Below are 21,355 nucleotides of genomic sequence, written 5' to 3' on the forward strand. Positions count from 1 at the left end.
CCGTCTGAAGACCCTCAACGGCCTGACCCCATACGAATACATCTGCAAAATCTGGACAAAAGAGCCCGACAGATTCAACGTCGATCCAACCCATCAAAGTCCGGGACCAAACATCTAGGACCCCGTGGCTGGGAATTCCAGCAGGCTGGTGTCATAGCCCAACGCCTTGGCTCGCGCGACCAGCGGAGCGATCTCGGCCTGACTGGGCCGCGGGTTGCGCGTGTAGATCCACAGGTCATGGAAGCTCGGGTCGGCCGAGATGAACCAGCTGTAGTCCTCCGCCCGCTCCAGCACCCAGTAGTCGCGCGGGATGCGGATAACGCCGAAGACGCGGTAGCTGACATGGAGCTTGGCGTTTGTCCCCGGATCGACGATGTGCGCCGGGCCGCCGATCGTCTTGAGCTTGCCCGTTGGCGAGCCATCGCGGCAGAAGTCCAGCACCTTCACCTTGACGCCGCCTTGGGGCGTGTAGGTGGTGCCGCCCGCAACGCAGCCGTCCGTGAGCGACATGGGTCGCCGGCCAATCTCATACCATGTGCCGGTGTAGAACCGTCCTGCGTCGATCATCGTGGCGGGATGCAGGAGACTGGTTTTGGCGCCGGTCGTGGCGCAGCCTGCGAGGGCGAACAGGCTCGAAGCGATTAGCAAGGCGCGCATGGACATCTCCGTCTGGTACTACAGATACGGCTCAATGCGCTTGATGGATGCTCGGCCGGCTGGGGGCCGTCCGCCGGCTTGGCGCCTTAACGGATACGGATACGCACCGGCACCTGCACATACGAGCCCGCGCGGCTCTTGCCGTCGGGACCCAGCAGGTCGACCTGAAACTGGGCGGCCATCTTCAGGGCGGCGTCGCCGACGCCAAGTTCCGGCGAGCTTTCGCCTTCGACGGTGCAGGCCGTCAGGTGGCCGTCGGCCTTGACCAGGCAGTTGAGGATGGCGACGGCATCGCGCGGCTGTGAGGCCGGGACCAGCAGGTTGGAAGCGGCTTGGGCCGGAGCGGCGTTGGAGAGAGCGGCGGCGAGAACAAGCGAAGCAATCACGATTTCGTCCCTGTTATTACTGACCGGCTGCCTCGCCTTGGCGATGCGCCGACCTTTGTTTCGACGGGCGACCCTGCCCCCCCTTCTTGAGGTGGATCGGTGTCCCGATCCGGGTCAGTGGGCGTGAGCCGCCTTCAACCGATGCAGCCCCTGTGCCGCCAGGTCGGTCAGCGACCGCAGGCCCAGTTCGGAGAACACGTCGAACGCGCAGGCCAGCGCCACGGCGGCACGGTCCAGCCGTCCGTCGTCGCGACCGGTGATCTCGACCCGGGCTTCGTAAAGTCGCGCCAGGTTCATCTGGGCCACAGCCCACGAGGCTGGATCGCGCGCGCCGGGCTGGGCTGACAGCTCGGTCTTGAAGGCCATTTCGGCGGCGTCGAGCACCGCCAGATCGGCGGTCAGTTCGGCGCAGCGCGCCAGGCTGAGGGCGCGGTTGTTGGCGACCACGGCGCGCAGGGCCAAGGCCGGCTGGACCTTCAACACCTGAGTGGCGCGATCGTAGCAGGTAACGGCCTGTTCGAAGGCGCGGTCGGAGGTGGTGGCCTCGCCGATCGCCTGCAGGCCCATTCCGAGCGACGCCTGGGCGCGCGCCCAGTCCATCGGGCTGTGGTCCATCGCCAGCGGCTCCAGCGCCGAGGTCAGGGCCTCGACGCCCTCGGCGATCAGGGCCAGTTCGCCGTCCAGCTCGCCCAGCTGCACCAGGGCCGAGCCGCGCAGGCCTTCCAGCCGCGACCAGGCCAGAGGCTCGAAATCGGGATCGAGAGCGGCGGCGGCCGTGGTCGCCTCGGTGACCGCCAGCTGGGTCAGGGCGCGATCCTTCAGACGCGCGCCACAGGTCAGGATCAGTTCGATGCGCGCGGCGCGCTGGTCGGCCAGCAGCAGCCGGGCCGGGCCGCCCTTGATCTGCTTGGCGGCGGCCAGGGCCTTCAGCGGCGCGTCATAGCCCTGCACGGCGGCCAGAGCCCGGTCGATATTGTTCTCGGCCAGGCCCGCGCGGCCGTCGAGACCGGCCACCAGGGCCATGGCCAAACCGCAGCGCTGTCCCGGGACGGTGCGCGCCAGGGTCAGTGCGGCGCCGGCGGCGGCGTTCAGGCCCTCGTCTCCGAACAGGTCAGCGCCCAGGATGGCCAGGACGGCTTGCTCGCAGCGGGTCGAGGCCAGGGCCTCCAGCCGGCGTTCGCTTTCGAAGATCTTGCCCGCAGCCTCGGCGTGCGAAGCAGCCTTGCGCAGGGCGGCGGCGTCGCCGGACCGGCGGGCCAGTTCGCGCCAGACCACGGCGGCTTCCAGAAGGCGCGCGCCACGATCCTTGGTCCCGATCCGGCCTGCGGCCACATCGGCCGAGCGGGCTTCGTTGGTCAGCAGCCTGATGTCGAGAAGCTCGAGCAGCGAGGTGTCGCCGCCGGTCAGGCCTTCGCGATGCGCGGACTTGGAGTCAGCGCCGGTGTCGACACCAAAGAGACGTTTCAGATCACGACCGAACTCGAACATCGACGCGTATCTCCGCACACGGACCGTCCCAGACCGGGACGTCCGGCAGGGGTTCAACGCATCAGGAGCAAAGCCGGAGCCAACGGACTTAACAAGTGGTTAATAGGTGTTTACGGCGCGTTAACCATAAATATTTCCGGCGCCCTAAGAAAGTGAGCGTCGCGCAGCCAAATCGAGGAGTTCCGACCCGATTTGGCACAGTTCTTGCCTTCGTGGCTTCGCTTTTGGGGTCGCCATAAACCAACGTTGTTAGAACAACGTTCATCAATACGAAAATGACGTTAACCATTAAATTTAAGACCCGGTTTACCATTCGTTCCGAAATCGTCTCCTGCGAGGTTGTACTTTCGGCGCCTTGCGCTTGCGAGGACGTGGCGCACGCCACTCCCCTCGCCCGCGAAACAGGCTAGAAGTCGAACCCGCCACGAGGGACCCCGCCATGACCGTCATCGTTTGGACCGCCAGCCTGTGCCGTCCGGATCCGGGCTATGGCGGCTGGTGTTTCGTGCGGCGAAACCAGAGCCAGCCCGGTCCCGAGGGGATCAAGGGCGCAGCCGGCGGCGAGCGCCGGACAAGCGCCGCGCGGATGTCCCTGACGGCGCTGACCGAGGCTTTGGCCAGCCTGGCGGGCCTGCCCGCCGACACCGCTGTGACCCTGTATTTCGAAGATCCCGCGCTGGCGTCCGAACTGGTCGCCGCCGACGGCGCCTATGCGACGGCCGAGCCGGAGGTCTGGGCGGCGGCCCGCGCCGCCGTCGCCGCACGCCCCGTACTGAACCTCGCGCCCCTGCCCGCCAACGCCCCGGCCGCCGGCTTCCTGGCCGCCTGGGCCGACTTCGGTCTGGACACGTCCAAGACCCGCGGCAGCTTCAAGGCCGCCATCCCCAAGCCGAACCTGCTGAAGTTCCCGAGCTAGAACCAGGGCGAAGGTTTGCGCCTTCGCCGTTTTGACCGGCAAGTGGAGAGGATAGCCACAATCCGGCGTCGCGCGCCGAAGCTTCGAACGCCGGCCTGCCGCCAGCTCGACCTCGAATACCTTTTGGCCCGAACGGGAGCCCGACGTTAACCTCTAGAAAACGATGTTTGCCAGCGATCTGGCAAGTAATTCTAATGCACAAGGTTCCGGAAAAGGGGACCGCTATGCTTCAGGACCACCAGAACTTTGACGTCGACGAGGCTTTCGAAATTGGTCTGTCGGCAACCGGCAACCTGTGGCGGCGCCTAGGCATGAAGCCCGACTTCACCGGCCTCGACGTGCTCGAGGTCGGCTCTGGTCTCGGCTTCCTGACCGCCGACATTGCACTGGCGGGCGCAAAAAGCGTGCTGGGCGTCGATATCTGGCAGCCTCGCGTCGAGTGGGGTGCGAAGAAGCTGGCCCAGCGTTTCCCGCAGCTGACCAACGCCACGTTCGACTCGACCCCAACCAATGAGATGACCGGCCAAGCTCGTTTTGATGTCATCGTCTCGCAGAACACCTTCGAGCACATAACCGATATCCAGGGCGTGCTAGAGTCGTTTCATCGCCTGCTGCGCCCGGGCGGCAAGGCCTATATCGGCTTTTCCCCGCTGTATCACAGCCCGTTCGGCGACCACGGCGAGCTGCGCGCCAAGGTGCGCCTCCCTTGGCTGCATCTGATCGCCGGCCGCGAGCGCGTGATCGCGGCCTTCAACCAAGCCAACGACGAGAACGTCACCACCCTGGCCGAGTGTGGCTACAACGGCTTTAAGCCGGCCGACTTCCGCCACGCCTTCGCCAACTCGGGCCTGGTGGCGGAAAGCCTGCGCATTAATCCGACCGAAGGCGGGCTGAGACAGCGCGCCATGGACGTCTTTGCCCTGCTGTCGAAGATCCCGGGGCTGGAGCCCTACTTCACTACCGGCATGTACGTGGTGTTACGCAAGCCATAAGTCCGTGGCCTGACGCCCGCCCGACCTAGCGCAGCGGGGGGATCCTGGTCATTGACGACAGGGCGGCGATCAGCGCGCCCAGCTGCTGGTGGCGAGGGTGGCGGTCACCCCCGTTCGCGTGTCCGCTCGAACCGGATCTTGGAGAACTTCTCGGCGACATAGCCGATCTCCCAGGACGACTTGCCCAGGAACACCGGCTGGTCGTCGATGTCGGTGGCCATGGCGGTCTTGTGCTTGTCCTGGAAGTCCTCGACGTCGGCGCGGGTCCCGCTCATCCAGCGGGCCTCAGCATAGGGCGAGGCTTCGAAGATCACGTCCAGGGCGTATTCGCCGCCCAGCCGGTCGGCCATGACCTCGAACTGCAGCTGGCCCACGGCGCCGACGATGAAGTCGGAGCTGCCCAGCATCGGGCGGAACAGCTGGGTGACGCCTTCCTCGGCCAGACCCTCCAGCGCCTTCTTCAAGTGCTTGGCCTTCAGCGGATCCTTGACCCGCACGCGGCGCAGGATTTCGGGCGCGAAGTTGGGCAAGCCGGCGAAGCGCAGCAGGCCGGCTTCCGACAGGCTGTCGCCCACCCGCAACACGCCGTGGTTGGGAATGCCGATCACGTCGCCGGCATAGGCGTCCTCGGCCAGTTCGCGGTCGCTGGCAAAGAACATCACCGGCGCGTTGACGCTCATCGACTTGCCGGTGTTCTGGGCTTTCAGCTTCATGCCGCGCGTGAAGCGGCCGCTGGTCAGGCGCAGGAAGGCGATCCGGTCACGGTGATTGGGGTCCATGTTCGCCTGGACCTTGAACACGAAACCCGAAACCTCGGCGTCACCGGGGGCGACGTGGGTCTCGACGCCCGCGCGCATGGCCCGGGCCGGATGTGGCGGCGGGGCGTAGGCGCCGATGCCGGCCAGCAGCTCCGAAACGCCGAAATGGCGCAGGGCCGAGCCGAAGAACACCGGCGTCATGTGGCCTTCCAGGAACGACTTCACATCGAACGGCTTGGCGGCCTCGGAAACCAGCATGGCGCCCTCCTCGACCTCGGCCTGCTCCTCGGGGTCGAGAAAGCGGCTGATGGCGTTGGAGTTCAGGGCTATTGGGGCCGGATGGCCGTCATCGTCGGTCGAGCTCTTCTTGGCGTAGGGGATGAAAGTCTGCTTGCGCAGGTCCAGCATGCCCTTGAACCGCCCGCCCGAACCGGCCGGCCAATAAAGCGGCGCGGGGTCGAGGGCCAGCTTGGACGAGACCTCGTCCAGAAGCTCGAACGGGTCCTGGGCCTCGCGGTCCATCTTGTTGATGAAGGTGATGATCGGGATGTCGCGCAGGCGGCACACCTCGAAAAGCTTCAGGGTCTGGGGCTCGATGCCCTTGGCGGCGTCCAGCACCATGATCGCCGCGTCGGCGGCCGTCAGGGTGCGATAGGTGTCTTCCGAAAAGTCTTCGTGGCCTGGCGTGTCGAGCAGGTTGAACATCAGACCGTCGTGGTCGAACGTCATCACCGAGGCCGAGACCGAGATCCCCCGCTCGCGCTCGATCTTCATCCAGTCCGACTGGGTGCGGCGGGTCTGGCCGCGCGCGCGCACCGCGCCGGCCGCGCGGATCGCGCCCCCGGCCAGCAGCAGGTTCTCGGTCAGGGTCGTCTTGCCGGCGTCAGGATGGCTGATGATGGCGAAGGTGCGCCGACGGGCGGCCTGAAAGGCTGGAGAGAGGGGGGCTGCGGGGGAAGTGCTCATCCGGGGGACCTATCCCCCCTCGCCGTTTTTGTCACCTTCGGCGTCTTGTCAGCGACCAAAATACCCCTGTGCGAGCCACGGAAATGGAGGCATGCTCATTTCTGTCATGAACGCGACGCCCTTGAGAGCGCCGCGCATGTCGAGGAAACGAAGATGGCTCTCTGGGACGATCATCGCGGTTCGCGCGCCCCCAGCGCCGAAGGCAGCGCCCTTTGCATGACGATCACCATCGCCGGTCTGATCGCCACGGCGGTCGCCCTCAAATGGCTGATTGCGCTGATCTAGAACGGTTTCTCAAGCCGCGAGGCGACGCCAGACTTGGCGGTCGGCCTCGATATTGGTCAGCGACCCGGCCTTCTGGCGCGTCAGCAGAGCGCCCATGACTTCCAGCCCGATCTGGGCGTAGCGCACCTGAACCTGATCGACCAGGCAGCCGCGACCTGGCGCAATGAACAGAGCCGCATTGATATCCGGAGCCTTGGAGAGGATGAGCGAGGCCAGACGCATGGCGCGCTCGACATCTTTCATGTGCAGTAGCGGCTCTTGCGCATAGAGTTCCCGCCCCAGCTCGCTCACATAGTTCAGCGACAGTTTCGCGAAGCGGTCACGCGCTATCGGCGGGGCCAGTTCGCCCGCGTCAAAGCTGAAAACGACATCGTTCATCAGGAAAAGCATGGCGGTCGGGCAAAAACTCTGGAGACGCTTGGAAGCCCAGAGATTGCCGCAACGAGCTTTAATTCCGGTGTAGGAGCGCGGTTAACGCAACGTAGAAGTAGAGCTTTCCACAGGAAGCTCGCGGCGCGGTAAGCGCCTGGACCTATTCCTCGACCGCCTCGGTCAGGAAGTGACGGCCATCGCGGTCCTCGATCTCGATGACCCAGATGTCCGGATCAATGCGGGCGGCGCGTTCGGCATAGGCGTCCAGGTCGGGCTCGAAATCCGACTTGGTCGGCTGCATCCAGAAGCGTTCGCCATCGCCCCGCGTCGCTTCGGCGAACAGGCGGGCCTTGTTCTCGCGGCGGTCGACGGCCTTGACCAGAACCGCCCCGGCCTTGGCGTCGCCCTTGCGGGCCACGGTGGCGAAGCCGCCTGCCAGTTCCGCCCGGCGGATCAGCGCGCCCACCCAGATATCCGTCGACAGAAGCATGCTAACCGAACCGCAACCACGAGGCCTTTACGGTGGCCCTCCAAGTCTCGAAGCATACAAGAAAACGACTGCCCCGAGCCTGTTCTTTTCGAACAGGCTCAGCTTCCAAGAGAGAAAAGCGCGATGGCCGCCGAAACCGGCTTCCACTTTCGGCTATCGCGCTTTGCGACCGCCCTTAAAGGTCGCTCGGCGCGGTGGATGGGACTCTTGGCCGGCGCGGCGTGTCTTGCGTCGCCCGGCGTTCTGTTCGCCGCCAACGCCGCCGACCAACTCTACGAGCGCACCCTGATGACGGCCGCCGACGGCCGCTGCCGGCTGTTTGCGCCCACCATCGGCTCGGCGCTCGATGCGTCACGGGCCCAGGCGCGCGGCGCGACCCTGCGCTCGGGCGCGACCCAAACCCAGGTCGAAGCGCTGGAAGGCCGAGCGCGCGCCAAGGCCGGCGCCGCATCGTGCAATTCAAAGGATCTGACCACCGCCGCCGACAGGGTTCGCAAGGCCTTCGAGGCCTATGCGACCCTGCAGAAAATGACCTATCCGGGCGATGTGGCGACCTGGCAGGCCGAGCGTGCGGTTTCGGCGACCATTCCGTTCTGGCGGCTGTCGCAGCCCAGCAGCTTTGGCGCCGACCGCCTGATCTTCGGCCTCGCCGGCCGCAGCAAGGCCGTCACCGCCGTGGTGACCTTCTCCGACGGCGTCCAACCCTATGCGGCCCGGGTGGTGATGCGCGATCCCGCCCGCACCCAGGGCCCCTATATCGACGCGCGCGGCGGCCGCAGCCTGTCGGCCAAGGTCGCACCGCGCTCGGCCAGTCAGGTGTTCAACGCCGAGACCCGCGAACAGGCGGCGCTTACCCTGCTGCCTACCGGCGCGAAGACAGGGCTGGGCTTTCGCTTCCCGGTCGCGACTGCCGACGCCATGTCGAGGTTGGATCCGCGCGAGGCGGTGACCATCGAATTCACGTTCGCCGGCCGCAATGGCGGCGACGTGGTGCGCAAGGCCTATGTCGAGGTCGGGGATTTCGCGGCGGGGCGGGCGTTCCTGCGGTAGCTGCAGGCGGGCCTGAACAACAGCGCGAAAACCCCCCTCTCTTTGAAAGAGGGGTTTTTAGGTCCGGGAAGGGTCGAAGTTCACCATCGGCGCCGCAGCCGCAACCGGACTTTCAGTCGCGAGCGTTTTGCAAAGGGCCGAGCCAACCCTAGAGCATTTTCCGATAAGTGTGAAACGGTTATCGGATCGAAAAATGCTCTAAACTTTTGATTTAGCGCCGTTTTCGCCCGACCCTGATGAAGCCATCAGGTCGGAAAGGGCTCTAGCGCGGCGCGAAGGCGATGACGTTGTCGCCCAGACTGGCCGGCGGCTCGGCCTCCGGCGCGGGCGTCGCAGCTTCCGATTCGGCCGGGGGCTCAACCGGCGGGGTCGGCGCCTTCAGCGGGGCCAGCAGCACCGGCAGGCGCACCGAAACGCTGGTGCCCGCGCCCATCCGGCTTTCGATATGCATCTCGCCGCCATGCAGCTTGGCGAAGGCCCGCACCAGCGACAGGCCCAGCCCCGTGCCCATGGCGCGTTGATCGGCGCCGCCAGCCTGTTCGTAGGGCCGGCCCAGGCGCTCCAGGTCTTCGGGGCTAATGCCGACGCCGGTGTCGGCGACCACAATCTCAAGCACGCCGTCATAGCCGTCGGCCGTAACCGTCACCTGACCGCCGCGCGGGGTGAACTTCAGGGCGTTGGAGATCAGGTTCAGCACGATCTGCTTCAGCGCCCGGCGGTCGGCGTCGACCTCCAGGTCGTTGGGCGGCAGCACGCCGCGGAGTTGCACGCCGGCCCCGTCGGCCTGGACACGCATCAGCCGCATGGCCGCCGTCATCGCCTCGCGGGCGTCGAACACGCCTCGCGACAGCTCGAAGCGCTCGGCTTCGATCTTGGACATGTCGAGCACGTCGTTGATCAAGTCCAGCAGGTGACCGCCGCTCTCGTGGATCAGCTCCGCATACTCGCCATACCGGTCGGTCAGCGGGCCAAACATCCGCGAGCGCATGATATCCGAGAAGCCCATGATGGCGTTCAGCGGCGTGCGCAGCTCGTGGCTCATATTGGCCAGGAAGCGGGCTCGACCGGCGGCCAAGGCCTCGGCGTCGGCGCGGGCGCGGTCCAGCGAGGTCTCGCGGTTGCGCTCGACGGTGACGTCGCGGAGCAGGCCCACCAGCATCACCGGCGAGACCCGGTGCAGGTCCAGGGCGACAATCCGCTCCAAGCCAAGCGCGGGATTGAAGGTCAGGCTGACCTGGCCCTCGCGGAAGGCCTGGGCGATGGCGCCGCCCACCTTCTGGCGATCATTCGGCGCGGCGGCGCCGGCCAGACCGCGATTGACGATGTCGGCGATGGTCACACCAAGAGGCGGCGCGCCACGGACGGCGGTGACCTGGCCCTTGGTCGTCACAGCGATGGCCAGTTGCGGCAGGCCGTCGAGCATGACGTCCAGCGAGGCCATCTCGGCGCTATGGCGAACGTCACGCGCGCCAAAGCGGCGGTGGCCGATCAGCAGGCCCGAAGCCAAGCCAAGCCCGGTGGTGGTCAGGGCCAGGAAGCCCAGAATGAAAGCCAGCGCGCCGGTCGGCGCCGCCGGGGCCAGGCCCGAAAGCTGGGTCAGAGCCGCCACGCAGCCGCCGATCAGCGACAGGGCGGCGCCTTCGGCGAGGCGACGGGACGAAACCAAGGTCGAGGCGGCGGCGACAGGCGCCAGGCACCAGGCGGCCATGGCGCCGGACACTCCGCCGGTCAGCACGGCTGCGACAGATCCGCCCACGGCCCACAAAACCAGCAGGATCGACTGCACGCGGTCGTCCTCGCGGACGTTTTCGCCTGACAGGGGTAGAGACAGCAGGGCCGGCGCCGCGCCGGCCAGGAACGCCGCCCAGACAGGCCAGCTGAACTCGCCCGGTAGAAAAGCCGTCGCGAAAGCCGCCATGCCGATCGCCGACAGCCAGCCCATACGCCATACGCGTGCTGGGTTTAGCCCCTGCGCGGCGCGCACGGGCGGCTTGAACGGGTCCGGTAGCAATTCGAATTCCAAACCGGGCGACTTCTTTCAATGCAGCGACGGGCAGCGCCGTCGTCAAACCTTAACGCGCCTGAGCCCATCCCTCCAGACCGCTCAATCGTCGAGCGATCATTCGTGGTGGAGGGGCTGTGGACGGAAACGGAATCGTAAGCGCCTTGGGGGCAAGGTCGAGGCTGCACAAACGCGGACAGAACGTCCGGGAGCTTATCGCATGCCTGAACCGGCGTCCCAATACGCATCGCCCGACTACGACGCATCGACCGCGCGACGCGCAGCGGCCCATGAACGTCGACGGGCCGCGCTGGACGACCGCAAGCGCTCTTTCCTGCGCATGGTCAGCCACGAACTCCGCACGCCGCTAAACGCCGTCATCGGCTTTTCCGAGATCCTGTCGCGCGAGCTCTACGGTCCGCTGGGTTCGCCCCAGTACCGCGAATATGCCGAGATCGTGCATGACAGCGGCCTGAAGCTGCTGAAGCTGGTCAACCAGATCGTCGAGATCGCTCGGCTTGAAGGCCACGTCACCGACCTGGATCTCGCCCCTGAAGGTCTGGATGAGGCCATCGACGACACCATCGAACAGCTGAAGAGCGAAATCGCCCAGCGCCAGGTGATCGTCACGGTTCCGGGCCGCGGCGTTTTGCCCGCGGTTCTGGCCGACAGCCGGGGTTTGCGGACCATGCTGGGCAATCTTCTGCAGAACGCCATCACGCATTCGCCGGTCGGGGGAGAGGTCTGCATCTTCGCCCAGACGCTGCCGGGCGGGCTGGTCGAGATTTCCATCGCCGATCAGGGACCCGGCGTCGAGCCCGATGACTTGCCGCGCCTGCTGCGCCCTTTCGAACAGGGCGGCTGCACGCTTACGCGGGCGTGTGAAGGTGCGGGTCTTGGCCTGCCGATCGTCGATCTGCTGGCTCGGGCCATGAACGGCGCCCTGCGCCTGAACTCGAGGCGGGGCTCTGGCCTGACCGCGCAAGTCACCCTGCCCGAAGGCTGACGCTTGCAAGCGGCTGGCCGCGCCCCTAAGTGGCGGCCATGACACGCCCCATCGACGCCGCCCTTGAGGAACTCGCCGACGAGTTCGAACTGCTGGGGGACTGGGAAGAGCGCTATCGCTATGTGATCGAGCTTGGTCGCGACCTGGCGCCGCTCAGCGACGCGGAACGGTCGGAAACCAACAAGGTGCGCGGCTGCGCTAGCCAAGTTTGGCTAGTGACCGAACCGCAGGGTGACCAAACGATCCGCTTCAGGGGCGACAGCGACGCTCACATCGTAAGCGGGCTGATCGCGATCCTGCTGCGGCTCTATTCGGGCCGGCCGGCGGGCGATATAGCGGCCTTCGACGCCAAGGCGGCCCTCGACAGGCTGGGCCTGTCGGAGGCGCTGTCCTCGCAGCGCTCGAACGGGCTCAAGGCCATGGTCGCCCGCATCCAGCGCGACGCCCAGGCCTTGACGGCCTAGGCACGCGCTTTAGCGGGCTAAGCCAAAGCCTAGAAGAAGCCCGCGCGATTACCGATGAATAGGATCGCGACCACCACCAGAAGGAGCTGGATGATCCAGTTCACTGGCGACGGAATCGGCGACCGCTGTACGACGTAAAGGGCAAGTCCGAGAAGGACCAGGGCGATGATGATGACGATCAGGATGCTCATGCCAGCTTAACCACCAACGCGGGTGTTGGTTCCCCGACAGTTTGAGGCGAATACTTGAGACCCGTCGTGGAAGCGCCTATGGCCTCGCTCGATGACGCTCGACATCCAGGCCTTCCGCGTGGCCGCACTCTACAGGTTCACGCAACTTCCCGACCCGGCGGCCCTGCAAGGCCCGCTGGCCAAGGCCTGCTGCGCGGTGGGCGTCAGAGGCACCCTGCTGCTGGCGCGCGAGGGGATCAACGGCACCATCGCCGGAACCGACGCCGCTATCGAGACGGTGCTGGCCCACATCCGCGCGCTGCCCGGCTGCGCCGATCTTCAGCCCAAGACCGCCTGGTCCGACCACATGCCCTTCCACCGCATGAAAGTGCGCGTGAAGAAGGAGATCGTCACCCTTGGCCTGCCGGATCTGGATCCCGCCGCCAATGCCGGGACCTATGTCGAGCCCGCCGACTGGAACGCCCTGATCGCCGATCCCGACGTCGTGGTGATCGACACGCGTAACGATTACGAGGTGGCCATCGGCGCCTTCGAGCGGGCGGTCGATCCGAAGACCTCCAGCTTTTCGGCCTTTCCGGATTGGTTTCGCGATTATCGCGCCGGGCTGGAGCAAGCGCGAGGTCCGGGCGCACCGCCACTGAAGGTGGCCATGTACTGCACCGGCGGCATTCGCTGCGAGAAGTCTACGGCCTTCCTGAAATCTGAAGGCGTTCAGGACGTCTTCCACCTGAAGGGCGGTATCCTCGACTATCTGGAACAGGTCGCCGAACCCGAAAGCCGGTGGCGCGGCGAATGCTTCGTGTTCGACGAGCGCGTAGCCGTTGGCCACGGACTGTCGCCGGGAACACACGGACTGTGCCGGGGCTGTCGCCGTCCCGTCAGCCCCGCCGAGATGACCTCGCCGCTCTATGTTGAAGGCGTCGCGTGCCCGGCCTGTCACGACCAGCGCGACGAAAGCAGCAAGGCTCGCTACGCCGAGCGGCACAGGCAGGTCGCCCGCGCGCGGCAACTGGGCATCGCCCATGTGGGAGCGAAACACGAAACCGGCGAAGACTGACGGCGACGAGGGATCGCCTCGCCGTTGTTCGCGTTATCGGAGGCAACCCCAGCAAGGAGCCTCCCCATGGTCGCCTATGACTCCATCTATGGCGCGCCGCCCGTCGCCCCCAAGCGTCCGAGCGCCGCCGACAAGATCTCGAACTTCCTGGGCCGCAAAACTCATGGCGCCAGCACCGATCCCACCGCCCCGGCGCCCGACTACGCCCTGGCCCCGGATCAGCACGGCAAGATCACCCTTGCAGGCAAGAAGATCCCCTTGGGCCTAGCCTTGGTCGGCGCCGGCGTCGCCGCCGTTCTGCTGGTCAATCCGCGCACCCGCGGCCCGGTCATCGCCGCGGCAACCACGGCCTGGGGCTTCTTGGCCAAGAAGGTCGCCTAGCGCAACCTGTCCTGCCCCACCGCCCTTAGCTGACCCCTCTTCCAAAGGAGCCTCCATGCCCCATACCAATGAAGACCATATCCATCTGGTCAACGGCCTCGTCGAAACCACCATCGACAGCGCCGACGGATATGCCGAAGCCGCCAAGGACGCCAATAGCGCCCGCTACAAGGACCTGTTCGAAAAGCGGGCCCAAGAACGCCGCAGCGTCGCCTCCGAGCTGCAGGACGAGGTTCGTCGTCTCGGCGGCGACCCCAAGGACGACGGCACCATCCTGGCCGCCGCTCACCGCGTGTTCGTCAATCTCCGCGACAGCCTCTCGAAGGGCGACGAGGCGGTGATCAACGAGGTTGAGTCCGGCGAGGACTTCATCAAGGCGAAATACGAAAAGGCCATGGGCGACACCGACGTCGACGCCCAGACCCGCGCTGTCATCGAAAAGGCCTGGACCTCGGTGAAGTCCGGTCACGACCAGATGCGCGATATCAAGAACATGCAAAAGCACTAGTCTTCCCTCCGGGAAGATCGGAAGGGCGGGACCGAGGTCCCGCCCTTTTCGCGTTCAGGCCATGCGGTAATGCAAAGCCAGTCGCTGCAGGGCCAGCTTCAGCACTGTCTTGCCCGCGCGGCGCGGCAGGCCCAGCGAACGCTCTGCCGCCTCCAGCGCCGTGCCTGCCAGGCACACATGTTCCAGGATCTCGCGCAGGCCGGGGCCCGCCGCCTCCAGCGCGGCGGCGATACGCTCCTTGGCGGCTCGGGCGCGTTCGGCGGGCTCGAGACGACGCCCGCCCCCGCCATCGACGCGCCCTCCGGCGTCCCAGTTCATGGTCAGCCGGCCAATCGTGCCCGCGCGGTGGAAATCCTCGCGCAGGCGCTCCCCTGCCGCCGCCTCGACGGGCATGAGCCACGGCCTGCCCTGGCCATCGCGACGGCGCGCCAGCCAAGCCAGCGGCGACTCTCCCAGATTGGCCTTGAAGGCCGTGCGTCCGACGCCTGGTTCTTCGATGACCACCTCGCCCTCGATGACGCTCGGCTTCCCCGGCGGCGGCGCGGGCTTGGCGGGTGGCGTGAACACCAGCGACCAGCCACCCTGTTTCCGCTGCGTCAGGCTGGCCAGACGAACGAGAGCCTGAAAGGCGGTCTCGTCGATCACCAGCATGGGTCGCCGCCTGCGGTTGGGCCCGAAGCGCACCGCGTAGCCCATGGGCGCCGCCTCGATCACCGCGCCCGGTCGGGCCAGCAGCCGGGCGGCGCGCAGGGCCAGATGCTCGACGGCCAGGTCAGTCGTCTCGCTCATCGCGCGCCCTCCAGGATCTGGCGCGGCGCCTGGCGAAGACAGTCTTCCAGCGAGCCCAGCTTGGCGTCGAAACCAGCGTCCTCTCGCAGGTCCTCGATCCTGTGGCAGGCATGGGCGCAGGTCGTTCGATCGCGCCCGAAGGCGAAGGCCACCCGGGCCAGCGGCCAGTGGAAGGTGACGTGGGTCAGGTAGATGGCTATCTGCCGGGCTCGCGCCGCAGCGACGCTGGTGCGCTTGTGAGCGGAGATGTCGCCGGGCGAGACATCGGTCGCCATGGCGACCAGATGGGTGACGAAGGCGACCGTCAAACGGTCGCGACGGGGATCGGGCGTGATCGCCCAGATATCCTCAAGAGCTTGAACCAACATGGCGTCCTCCAATCGGTGTCGCGATCCAGCGACGACTCGAATTTAGGCTTAATTTCTGTTGGTGAGGATAATTTTCCTATCGTGACGCACAAGTAGGAAAATAAGCCTTTGAAAAACCTACGTCCGAATCTGTCCTATCCCCGTTCGAGCACGGGCATAGAGGCCTTCGGAACGATGGCGCCCTTGCAGGTCACCACGGCCGCGGCAAGGGCGTGGGCGTGAGCCACGGCCCTCTCGATCGACAGGCCAGCCAGCCGCGACGACAGGTAGGCGGCGTTGAAACTGTCGCCGGCGCCGGTGGTGTCGACCGCCTTCACCCGGCCCGGCGCAGGGGTGGCGGTACGGACATCCGGACGATGGACATTGACGGCGTGGCTCTCGTCGCGGGCCACGACCTCAGCGCCCGCCGCCGCCCATTCGGCGGCCAGGTCCTCGGCCTCGCGGCCATACAGCGGGCGGGAGTCCTCGCTGCTCAGCGAGATATAGCGGCAGGACGGAACCACGCCGTCGAGGGCGCTACGCGCCGCTTCGGGACTGGGCCACAGGGCTGGCCGATAGTTGAAATCCAGCGCCACGGCGACGCCCAGCGAATGGACATAGGCCAGGATGTCCTTCAGCCGCGCCCGGCCGATGTCGCCGATCACCGCCAGGGTGACGCCGGACAGATAGACGAGATCACTGGCCTTGGCCGCCTCGATCAGCAGGTCGGCGGTGTGTTCGGAAAAGAGGTCGCGGATCGGAGCCCGCTCGCGCCAGTAGTGGAATTTCCGCTCGCCGCTGTCGTCCAGCACGATGGCGTAGAGACCCGGCAGGCGGTTCTGCGCCTCGCGCACCAGACGGGTGTCCAGCCCCTCGCGGCGCATGGCGGCCAGAACGCCCTCGCTGAACGGGTCGCCCTGCCCCAGCGCCGTGCAGTAGGCGACCTCGTCGCCCAGCCGCGCCATGTAGACGGCGGTGTTGAAGGTGTCGCCGGCGAAGCCCATCCGGTAGCGCGGTGCGCCGTCATCGAAATGCCCCTCCGGCGACATCTCGACCATGCACTCGCCCAGCACGGTGATCCTGGCCATGAGCGCCTCTCCCCCAACGTCGCGCGGGGTTTAGGCGGTTTTGGCGACGAGGGCGAGGGCCGAGACCATGCCGCCAGTTTTGGGCCAATGTCGTCGTATGGTCGTGTGCGCCGCCTATCGTCGGACCGCCAGGCACGACCGATCCTGTCGCCGCCGGGGAACATCGTCTGTTTCGAAACACATCAGGGAGAACGCCATGAAGATCGTCACCAGCCTGAGCTTCCAGGGCGAATGCCGCCAAGCCTTCGATTTCTACGCCCAGGTTCTGGGCGGGACCGTCACCGCCGCCTTTCCTTACGGCGAAGGCCCGGCCGACATGCCGGTCGATCCCAAGTACAAGGACTGGCTGATGCACTGCTGGCTGGACGTTGGCGATCAGTCCCTGATGGGAGCCGACATGCCGTCCGAATTCGCACCCAACATCGACAAGCCCAAGAACGGCTTCGACGTCGGCTTCCACACCGGGGACGCCGCCGAGACCCGCCGCGTGTTCGACGCCCTGTCCGAAGGCGGCAAGGTCGGCATGCCCTTCGCCGAGACCTTCTGGTCGCCCGGCTATGGCAGCTTCACGGACAAGTTCGGCATTCCGTGGATGGTCAACACCATTCCTGCGCAGCCTTGAAGGCGAAAAGCCATCCGCCGGACTTGCCCCCACCGGGTCGTTTCGCGATCGTCCGCCCCCATAGGGGGCGGATAAGTTCATCTTCCCCCTCCGGGGGAGGAGCGCGCAGCGCGGAGGGGGCAAGTGCGGTGAAGACCCCTACTTCCCCTGCCCCGCCACCCACGCGTCGATCCGCTGCTCCAGCACCGCCATCGGCACGGAGCCCTGCAGCAGCACCGCGTCATGGAACTTGCGCTCGTCGAACCGATCCCCCAGCGCCGTCTCGGCCCGCTTGCGCAGTTCCAGGATCTTCAGCTCGCCGATCTTGTAGGCCAGGGCCTGACCGGGCCACGACACATAGCGCGCCAGCTCGACCTCGATATTGACCGGCGACAGAGCGGTGTTGTCGGTGAAACAGACGCGGGCCTGATCGATGCTCCAGCGCTTCCAGTGCATGCCGGTGTCGGCCACCAGCCGGCAGGCGCGCCACATCTCGTAGGACAGGCGGCCAAACAGCTCATAGGGATCGCGATAGATGCCCATCTCCTCGCCCAGCCATTCCGAGTAGAGACCCCAGCCTTCACCGAAGGCGTTGAAGGACAGGTTCTTGCGGAACTCCGGCGTGTCGGTCTGCTCCTGGGCCAGGGCGTTCTGGGTGTGGTGGCCGGGCGCGCCTTCGTGCAACACCAGGGCCGGCAGCTCGTAGAGCGCTCGCTGGTCCAGCTCCGAGGTGTTGATCATCAGCCCACCAGCCCGGCCGATCTTGGGATCGCCACCGAAATAGCGGCCGGTGGTGTAGCCCTTCTCGATACTGGCCGGCACGGGACGCACGCCATAGCTCAGGCGCGGTAGCACGCCGAAATGGGCCGGCAATTGGTCGTCGGCGCGCTTGGCGATCTCGCTGGCCTTTTCCAGCAGTTGCTGGCGGCTGGTGGCGTAGAACTTTGGGTCCTTGCGCAGATAGCCGATGAACTCCGGCAGGGTCCCCTTAAAGCCGGTGTCCTTCATCACCGTCTGCATCCGGGCCCGGATTCGCGCCACTTCGCTGCGGCCGATGTCGTGGATCTGATCTGGCGTCATGGCCGTGGTCGTGTGGCGACGGGCCAGGAACGCGTAGTAGCGCTGGCCATCGGGCAGATCGACGGCGGCCAGACTCTTGGCGGCCTTGGGCAGGTATTCGGTTTCCATGAAGGTGACAAAGCCTGCCCGGGCCGGAGCCACCTTTTCGGCCAAGACCTTCTCGCCCTGCGCGATCAGGGCCGCCTTGCGGCCGGCCGGCACGCTGGCTGGGAGGGCTCGCAGCGGGGCCAGCAAGGGCTCCTGCGCCACCGGCGTGGCGGCGGCGCGCCTGGCGCGGTCCAGCACTGACTGGGCGGTGAGCGCGGCCTGGACGAAGCCGGTGGCGATCCCGCGGCGGGCATTGGCGATGTTGGCGGCGTACCAATCCGGGGTCTTGGCCAACAGCTCCAGCCACTTGACGGCTTCGGCCTCGGTCTTCAGCCGCATGCCGTTGGCGCGATAAAGCAAGGTTACGTCAAAGCCGCCGTCGCTGCTGAACGGCATGCGCGACTCGTCAAACGACAGCCCCTCAATCCGCTCGTCGAGGGTGAAGTTCAGAAGCTGGGCGGTCAGTTGCTGATCGGGCGTCAGGGCTTTGACGTCCAGGCCTTCCAACAGTCCCCGCGCCTCGACCAGCTTGGCCTTGCGCCTAGCGTCGGCTTCGGGTCCCACGGGCGGCAGACGCCAGCGCTGGGCTTCGCTGCCGCCACCGTCGTCATCTTCGCCGCCGGCGCTGCTGGACTCGTAGGCCTTGATCGCCTGGGTCAGCCGATCGCCGGCAACCGGCGCGGCCTGGGCGGCGCTGGCCAGCACTAGGGCGGCGATCAGGCTGCCAGCGGCCCAGCGGCAAAAACGATGATCAAGCATGAGAGACCCCGAACAATAAGACGGGGAAGGGTTAGATCAGGAATCCGCCCGGCGCCAAACCCTGTCGGGCCGGCGCGGCGTTCGCTGACGAAACTGACCTGTGGAGCTTTAAGAGAAATTGGAGCGGGCGAAGAGATTCGAACTCTCGACCCCAACCTTGGCAAGGTTGTGCTCTACCACTGAGCTACGCCCGCATCCGGATTTCTCGGGTCTCGTTCCATCCTCCGAGAGTGGAGGAATGGAGCGGGCGAAGAGATTCGAACTCTCGACCCCAACCTTGGCAAGGTTGTGCTCTACCACTGAGCTACGCCCGCATCGTGGAAGCGAAAAGAACGCCCCGCGACGAGGAGGCGGCTTATGGCAGAGCGCTCCGGCCTTGGCAAGCGCCCTTTGAGGGGTTGCGAAGTCCGGTCTTTCGGGGGCTCATTCGCTCCCTGATTTTCGGGGTGGCGGAGCTGCATCTTGCGTCTGTTCGTGTTCGGTCTGGGCTATGTGGGGGCGGCGTTTGCCGACGCTCTGCGGGCTCGGGGCTGGGATATCGCCGCCTCGGCTCGCTCGTCGGAGCAGGCGGCGGCGCTGCGCGCGGCTGGGATCGAGCCGGCCGATCCGAACGACCGCGACGCCATGGCCGCGGCCCTCAAGGGGGTCAATGCGGTGCTGGTCTCCTCCCCGCCCGGCGAAGACGGCTGCCCGGCGTTGGAATCGGTGATCCCCGCCTTGGCTCAGGCAGAGGCCTTCCCCGACTGGATCGGCTATCTGTCGACCACCGGCGTCTATGGCGATTTCGAGGGCCGCTGGGTGTTCGAGACCTCGCCCCTGAAGGCCCAGTCGGTCGAGGGCGCCCGGCGGGTCGGGGCCGAGCGCGACTGGCGTCAGGTCGGGCGCGGCATGGGCCTGACCGTCACCGCCTTCCGCCTGCCCGGTATCTACGGCCCCGGTCGCAGCGCGCTTGATCGCCTGCGGGCCGGCGAAGGCCGCCGCCTGGTCAAGCCCGGCCAGGTGTTCAGCCGCATCCACCTGGACGACATCGTCTCGGGCTTGCTGGCCTCGCTGGACCGCCCCCGGGCTGGCGGAATCTACAATCTCTGCGACGATGAGCCTGCCCCGCCACAGGACGTCATGGAGTATGCGGCCAAGCTGCTGGGCGTCCCCGTACCGCCCGACCTTCCGTTCAACGCCCTGGGAATGTCGTCGGCCACGCGGCGTTTTTATGCGGAGAACAAGCGGGTCTCGAATGCCCGAGCCAAGGCCGAGCTGGGCTGGCGGTTGAAGTATCCGACTTATCGCGAAGGCTTGGCGGCGATCCTGAAGGCAGACGGCTAGGCGCCGGTTTTGGGCCGCCGACGCGCGAGGAAGAAGCGCGCTATCGCCCGGGAGGCGTCCGGTCCCGCCGGATCGGTGTAGGAGGCGAACGCCCGGCCGCCGGACCAGCCGTGGCCACCGCCATGCACCGTCCAGTCCTCCAGACGCACGTCCGCGGGGCCGTGGCGATAGATCGAGCGGGTAAAGCTGCGCCCTCCCGGCGACTGCCCCTGCTCCGCCCGGCTGAGAAGCGGAACCGCGCTGGACCGCTGGAGATGCAGCAGGAAGCCGCCCGCGTTGCTGGGATGCACGACGTTGTCCTGATCGCCATGGAAGACGATGGTCGGGAGCGGACGAGGCGTCTTGCCACCGCTGCTCGCCCCGACGCCGTTGCGCATCGCGGCCATCGCTCCGCGCAGGGTGCCGATGTCGCCCCTGGCCAGCCCGGAATGGACCCCTACCGCGGCATAGAGATCGGGATAGGCGGCCCCGACGATAGCCGCAGCGGCGCCGCCGGCGGAGAGGCCGGCGATATAGACGCGATCGGGATTGGCCTTGCAGAGGGCGATGATGTGCCGCGTCAGGGCGGCGATCGCGGCGGGTTCGCCGGCCCCGCGCTCCTGATCGCCGCGCCGGTGCCAGTTCCAGCAGCGCCCGAGGTTGGCCGAGGTCGATTGCTGCGGATAGAGCACCAGGAAGCCCATCTCGTCGGCGACGGGGTTCATACCGCTGCCCGCCGCGAAATCGCCGGCCGACTGGGTGCAGCCGTGGAGCATGACCACCAGCGGCAAGCGCCGACGGGTCGAGCCCACGGGCGTGTAGAGCTTGTAATCCAGGGGGGCCTGCGAGCCGCTGAACCGCCCATCGACGAAACTGCCCGCTGACGGCCGACGCACCTTGGCGGCCGTCGCTTTCGGCGAGCTGGCGGCCTTGGGTTTCGCCTTCGGCTTCGGCTTCGGCTGAGGTTTGGCGCGCTTGGGCTTGGGCTTGGGCTTGGGCTTGGGCTTGGGCGCGGACTTAAGCGCCAGGCGCTGCAGGGCGACGGCGGTCGCGAGCGGTCCCTTTCGGGCGGCTGCGGACAATTTCATCAAGGCAAGAAAGGGGCGCTTCATGCCGACGCTCCGCCGGCGACCACGCGCGCCTGGAACCACTAACGCGCCGGCGGACACGCCGATCCCGCAGTGCAGCATACGGCGCGGAGATGCTGAAGAGTTCGCCGCCCGTCATGAGCAGGCTGATAGCTCATCTGCAAGCCGATAGCCTCACTGCAGCTGACCGCAAGCGGACCACCCCGAAGTTCGACCACCGTGGAAAACCGTCATTCGCGCCCGGT

Annotated in this window: 24 protein-coding genes, 2 tRNA genes and 1 pseudogene; 12 read left to right on the forward strand and 15 right to left on the reverse strand. The window is 66.6% G+C overall.

Annotated elements, in window-relative coordinates:
* Window positions 1-118, forward strand: a pseudogene (locus ACP69S_RS17560) (IS481 family transposase); the annotation flags it as partial.
* Here the strand turns inward: ACP69S_RS17560 and ACP69S_RS17565 are convergent.
* The 3 genes from ACP69S_RS17565 to ACP69S_RS17575 form a co-directional block, all read right to left on the reverse strand.
* On the reverse strand, window positions 115-657 hold the full coding sequence (locus ACP69S_RS17565) for a lipocalin family protein (RefSeq protein WP_425999438.1): 543 nt from the start codon (window positions 655-657) through the stop codon (window positions 115-117). The pseudogene ACP69S_RS17560 and the gene ACP69S_RS17565 overlap by 4 nt on opposite strands.
* Window positions 658-743: 86 nt before the next feature.
* Window positions 744-1,043, reverse strand: coding sequence for a TonB family protein (locus ACP69S_RS17570; RefSeq protein ID WP_425999439.1), 300 nt, complete (start codon window positions 1,041-1,043; stop codon window positions 744-746).
* A gap of 114 nt (window positions 1,044-1,157) precedes the next feature.
* Window positions 1,158-2,531, reverse strand: coding sequence for a hypothetical protein (locus ACP69S_RS17575; protein WP_425999441.1), 1,374 nt, complete (start codon window positions 2,529-2,531; stop codon window positions 1,158-1,160).
* A 439-nt stretch (window positions 2,532-2,970) separates the two neighbouring features.
* On the opposite strand from ACP69S_RS17575, the gene ACP69S_RS17580 reads away from it, so the two are divergent.
* The gene (locus ACP69S_RS17580; protein ID WP_425999443.1) at window positions 2,971-3,447 is read left to right on the forward strand and encodes a ribonuclease H; all 477 of its coding nucleotides are present in this window, start codon (window positions 2,971-2,973) and stop codon (window positions 3,445-3,447) included.
* Window positions 3,448-3,671: 224 nt separating this feature from the next.
* Window positions 3,672-4,439, forward strand: coding sequence for a class I SAM-dependent methyltransferase (locus ACP69S_RS17585; protein WP_425999445.1), 768 nt, complete (start codon window positions 3,672-3,674; stop codon window positions 4,437-4,439).
* A 104-nt stretch (window positions 4,440-4,543) separates the two neighbouring features.
* Here ACP69S_RS17585 and ACP69S_RS17590 read toward each other — a convergent pair whose 3' ends face one another.
* Window positions 4,544-6,163 (reverse strand): peptide chain release factor 3, encoded by a 1,620-nt coding sequence (locus ACP69S_RS17590; RefSeq protein ID WP_425999447.1) that lies wholly within the window; start codon window positions 6,161-6,163, stop codon window positions 4,544-4,546.
* Window positions 6,164-6,316: 153 nt separating this feature from the next.
* Here ACP69S_RS17590 and ACP69S_RS17595 point away from each other — a divergent pair, with 153 nt between their 5' ends.
* Complete coding sequence (locus tag ACP69S_RS17595) at window positions 6,317-6,448, forward strand: hypothetical protein (protein WP_425999449.1); 132 nt, start codon at window positions 6,317-6,319, stop codon at window positions 6,446-6,448.
* A gap of 9 nt (window positions 6,449-6,457) precedes the next feature.
* Here ACP69S_RS17595 and ACP69S_RS17600 read toward each other — a convergent pair whose 3' ends face one another.
* The gene (locus tag ACP69S_RS17600; protein WP_425999451.1) at window positions 6,458-6,838 is read right to left on the reverse strand and encodes a hypothetical protein; all 381 of its coding nucleotides are present in this window, start codon (window positions 6,836-6,838) and stop codon (window positions 6,458-6,460) included.
* Between the two features lie 142 nt (window positions 6,839-6,980).
* On the reverse strand, window positions 6,981-7,310 hold the full coding sequence (locus ACP69S_RS17605; protein WP_425999453.1) for a DUF1491 family protein: 330 nt from the start codon (window positions 7,308-7,310) through the stop codon (window positions 6,981-6,983).
* A 123-nt stretch (window positions 7,311-7,433) separates the two neighbouring features.
* On the opposite strand from ACP69S_RS17605, the gene ACP69S_RS17610 reads away from it, so the two are divergent.
* On the forward strand, window positions 7,434-8,360 hold the full coding sequence (locus ACP69S_RS17610) for a hypothetical protein (RefSeq protein ID WP_425999455.1): 927 nt from the start codon (window positions 7,434-7,436) through the stop codon (window positions 8,358-8,360).
* A 262-nt stretch (window positions 8,361-8,622) separates the two neighbouring features.
* Here ACP69S_RS17610 and ACP69S_RS17615 read toward each other — a convergent pair whose 3' ends face one another.
* Entirely contained in the window at window positions 8,623-10,383 is a 1,761-nt protein-coding gene (locus ACP69S_RS17615) for a sensor histidine kinase (RefSeq protein ID WP_425999457.1), read from the reverse strand.
* A gap of 199 nt (window positions 10,384-10,582) precedes the next feature.
* Here ACP69S_RS17615 and ACP69S_RS17620 point away from each other — a divergent pair, with 199 nt between their 5' ends.
* Complete coding sequence (locus tag ACP69S_RS17620) at window positions 10,583-11,368, forward strand: sensor histidine kinase (RefSeq protein ID WP_425999458.1); 786 nt, start codon at window positions 10,583-10,585, stop codon at window positions 11,366-11,368.
* A gap of 38 nt (window positions 11,369-11,406) precedes the next feature.
* Window positions 11,407-11,832, forward strand: coding sequence for a SufE family protein (locus ACP69S_RS17625; RefSeq protein WP_425999460.1), 426 nt, complete (start codon window positions 11,407-11,409; stop codon window positions 11,830-11,832).
* Window positions 11,833-11,861: 29 nt separating this feature from the next.
* Here the strand turns inward: ACP69S_RS17625 and ACP69S_RS17630 are convergent, their stop codons facing one another.
* Complete coding sequence (locus ACP69S_RS17630; RefSeq protein WP_425999462.1) at window positions 11,862-12,023, reverse strand: hypothetical protein; 162 nt, start codon at window positions 12,021-12,023, stop codon at window positions 11,862-11,864.
* A 103-nt stretch (window positions 12,024-12,126) separates the two neighbouring features.
* Here ACP69S_RS17630 and ACP69S_RS17635 point away from each other — a divergent pair, with 103 nt between their 5' ends.
* From ACP69S_RS17635 to ACP69S_RS17645, 3 genes are all read left to right on the forward strand, one after another.
* Window positions 12,127-13,080 carry a rhodanese-related sulfurtransferase gene (locus ACP69S_RS17635; RefSeq protein ID WP_425999538.1) on the forward strand — a complete coding sequence of 318 codons (954 nt, stop codon included), beginning with the start codon at window positions 12,127-12,129 and terminating at the stop codon, window positions 13,078-13,080.
* Window positions 13,081-13,146: 66 nt separating this feature from the next.
* Window positions 13,147-13,461 (forward strand): hypothetical protein, encoded by a 315-nt coding sequence (locus ACP69S_RS17640; protein WP_425999464.1) that lies wholly within the window; start codon window positions 13,147-13,149, stop codon window positions 13,459-13,461.
* Window positions 13,462-13,516: 55 nt separating this feature from the next.
* Complete coding sequence (locus ACP69S_RS17645; protein ID WP_425999466.1) at window positions 13,517-13,969, forward strand: PA2169 family four-helix-bundle protein; 453 nt, start codon at window positions 13,517-13,519, stop codon at window positions 13,967-13,969.
* Between the two features lie 54 nt (window positions 13,970-14,023).
* Here the strand turns inward: ACP69S_RS17645 and ACP69S_RS17650 are convergent, their stop codons facing one another.
* The 3 genes from ACP69S_RS17650 to ACP69S_RS17660 all read right to left on the reverse strand — a co-directional run bounded on the left by ACP69S_RS17650 (window position 14,024) and on the right by ACP69S_RS17660 (window position 16,193).
* Window positions 14,024-14,758, reverse strand: a complete 735-nt coding sequence (locus ACP69S_RS17650; protein WP_425999468.1) for a DUF6456 domain-containing protein — start codon at window positions 14,756-14,758, stop codon at window positions 14,024-14,026.
* Complete coding sequence (locus ACP69S_RS17655) at window positions 14,755-15,126, reverse strand: helix-turn-helix domain-containing protein (protein WP_425999470.1); 372 nt, start codon at window positions 15,124-15,126, stop codon at window positions 14,755-14,757. Before ACP69S_RS17655 ends, ACP69S_RS17650 begins: the two co-directional genes overlap by 4 nt.
* A gap of 134 nt (window positions 15,127-15,260) precedes the next feature.
* A complete protein-coding gene (locus ACP69S_RS17660) occupies window positions 15,261-16,193 on the reverse strand; it encodes a sugar kinase (protein WP_425999472.1) in 933 nt (310 codons plus the stop codon).
* Between the two features lie 196 nt (window positions 16,194-16,389).
* On the opposite strand from ACP69S_RS17660, the gene ACP69S_RS17665 reads away from it, so the two are divergent.
* Entirely contained in the window at window positions 16,390-16,815 is a 426-nt protein-coding gene (locus ACP69S_RS17665; RefSeq protein ID WP_425999473.1) for a VOC family protein, read from the forward strand.
* 138 nt (window positions 16,816-16,953) lie between these two features.
* Here ACP69S_RS17665 and ACP69S_RS17670 read toward each other — a convergent pair whose 3' ends face one another.
* The 3 genes from ACP69S_RS17670 to ACP69S_RS17680 all read right to left on the reverse strand — a co-directional run bounded on the left by ACP69S_RS17670 (window position 16,954) and on the right by ACP69S_RS17680 (window position 19,034).
* Window positions 16,954-18,720: a DUF885 domain-containing protein gene (locus tag ACP69S_RS17670; protein ID WP_425999475.1), complete on the reverse strand. Its 1,767-nt coding sequence runs from the start codon at window positions 18,718-18,720 to the stop codon at window positions 16,954-16,956.
* A 119-nt stretch (window positions 18,721-18,839) separates the two neighbouring features.
* A tRNA-Gly gene (locus ACP69S_RS17675) sits at window positions 18,840-18,914 on the reverse strand.
* 45 nt (window positions 18,915-18,959) lie between these two features.
* Window positions 18,960-19,034: transfer RNA gene (locus tag ACP69S_RS17680), tRNA-Gly, on the reverse strand.
* A gap of 148 nt (window positions 19,035-19,182) precedes the next feature.
* Here ACP69S_RS17680 and ACP69S_RS17685 point away from each other — a divergent pair.
* Window positions 19,183-20,043, forward strand: a complete 861-nt coding sequence (locus tag ACP69S_RS17685) for an SDR family oxidoreductase (RefSeq protein ID WP_425999477.1) — start codon at window positions 19,183-19,185, stop codon at window positions 20,041-20,043.
* Here the strand turns inward: ACP69S_RS17685 and ACP69S_RS17690 are convergent.
* The gene (locus ACP69S_RS17690) at window positions 20,040-21,134 is read right to left on the reverse strand and encodes an extracellular catalytic domain type 1 short-chain-length polyhydroxyalkanoate depolymerase (RefSeq protein ID WP_425999479.1); all 1,095 of its coding nucleotides are present in this window, start codon (window positions 21,132-21,134) and stop codon (window positions 20,040-20,042) included. The genes ACP69S_RS17685 and ACP69S_RS17690 overlap by 4 nt on opposite strands.
* Window positions 21,135-21,355 lie beyond the last annotated feature (221 nt).

Source organism: Caulobacter sp. DWR1-3-2b1 (assembly GCF_049895765.1).
Taxonomy (GTDB): domain Bacteria; phylum Pseudomonadota; class Alphaproteobacteria; order Caulobacterales; family Caulobacteraceae; genus Caulobacter.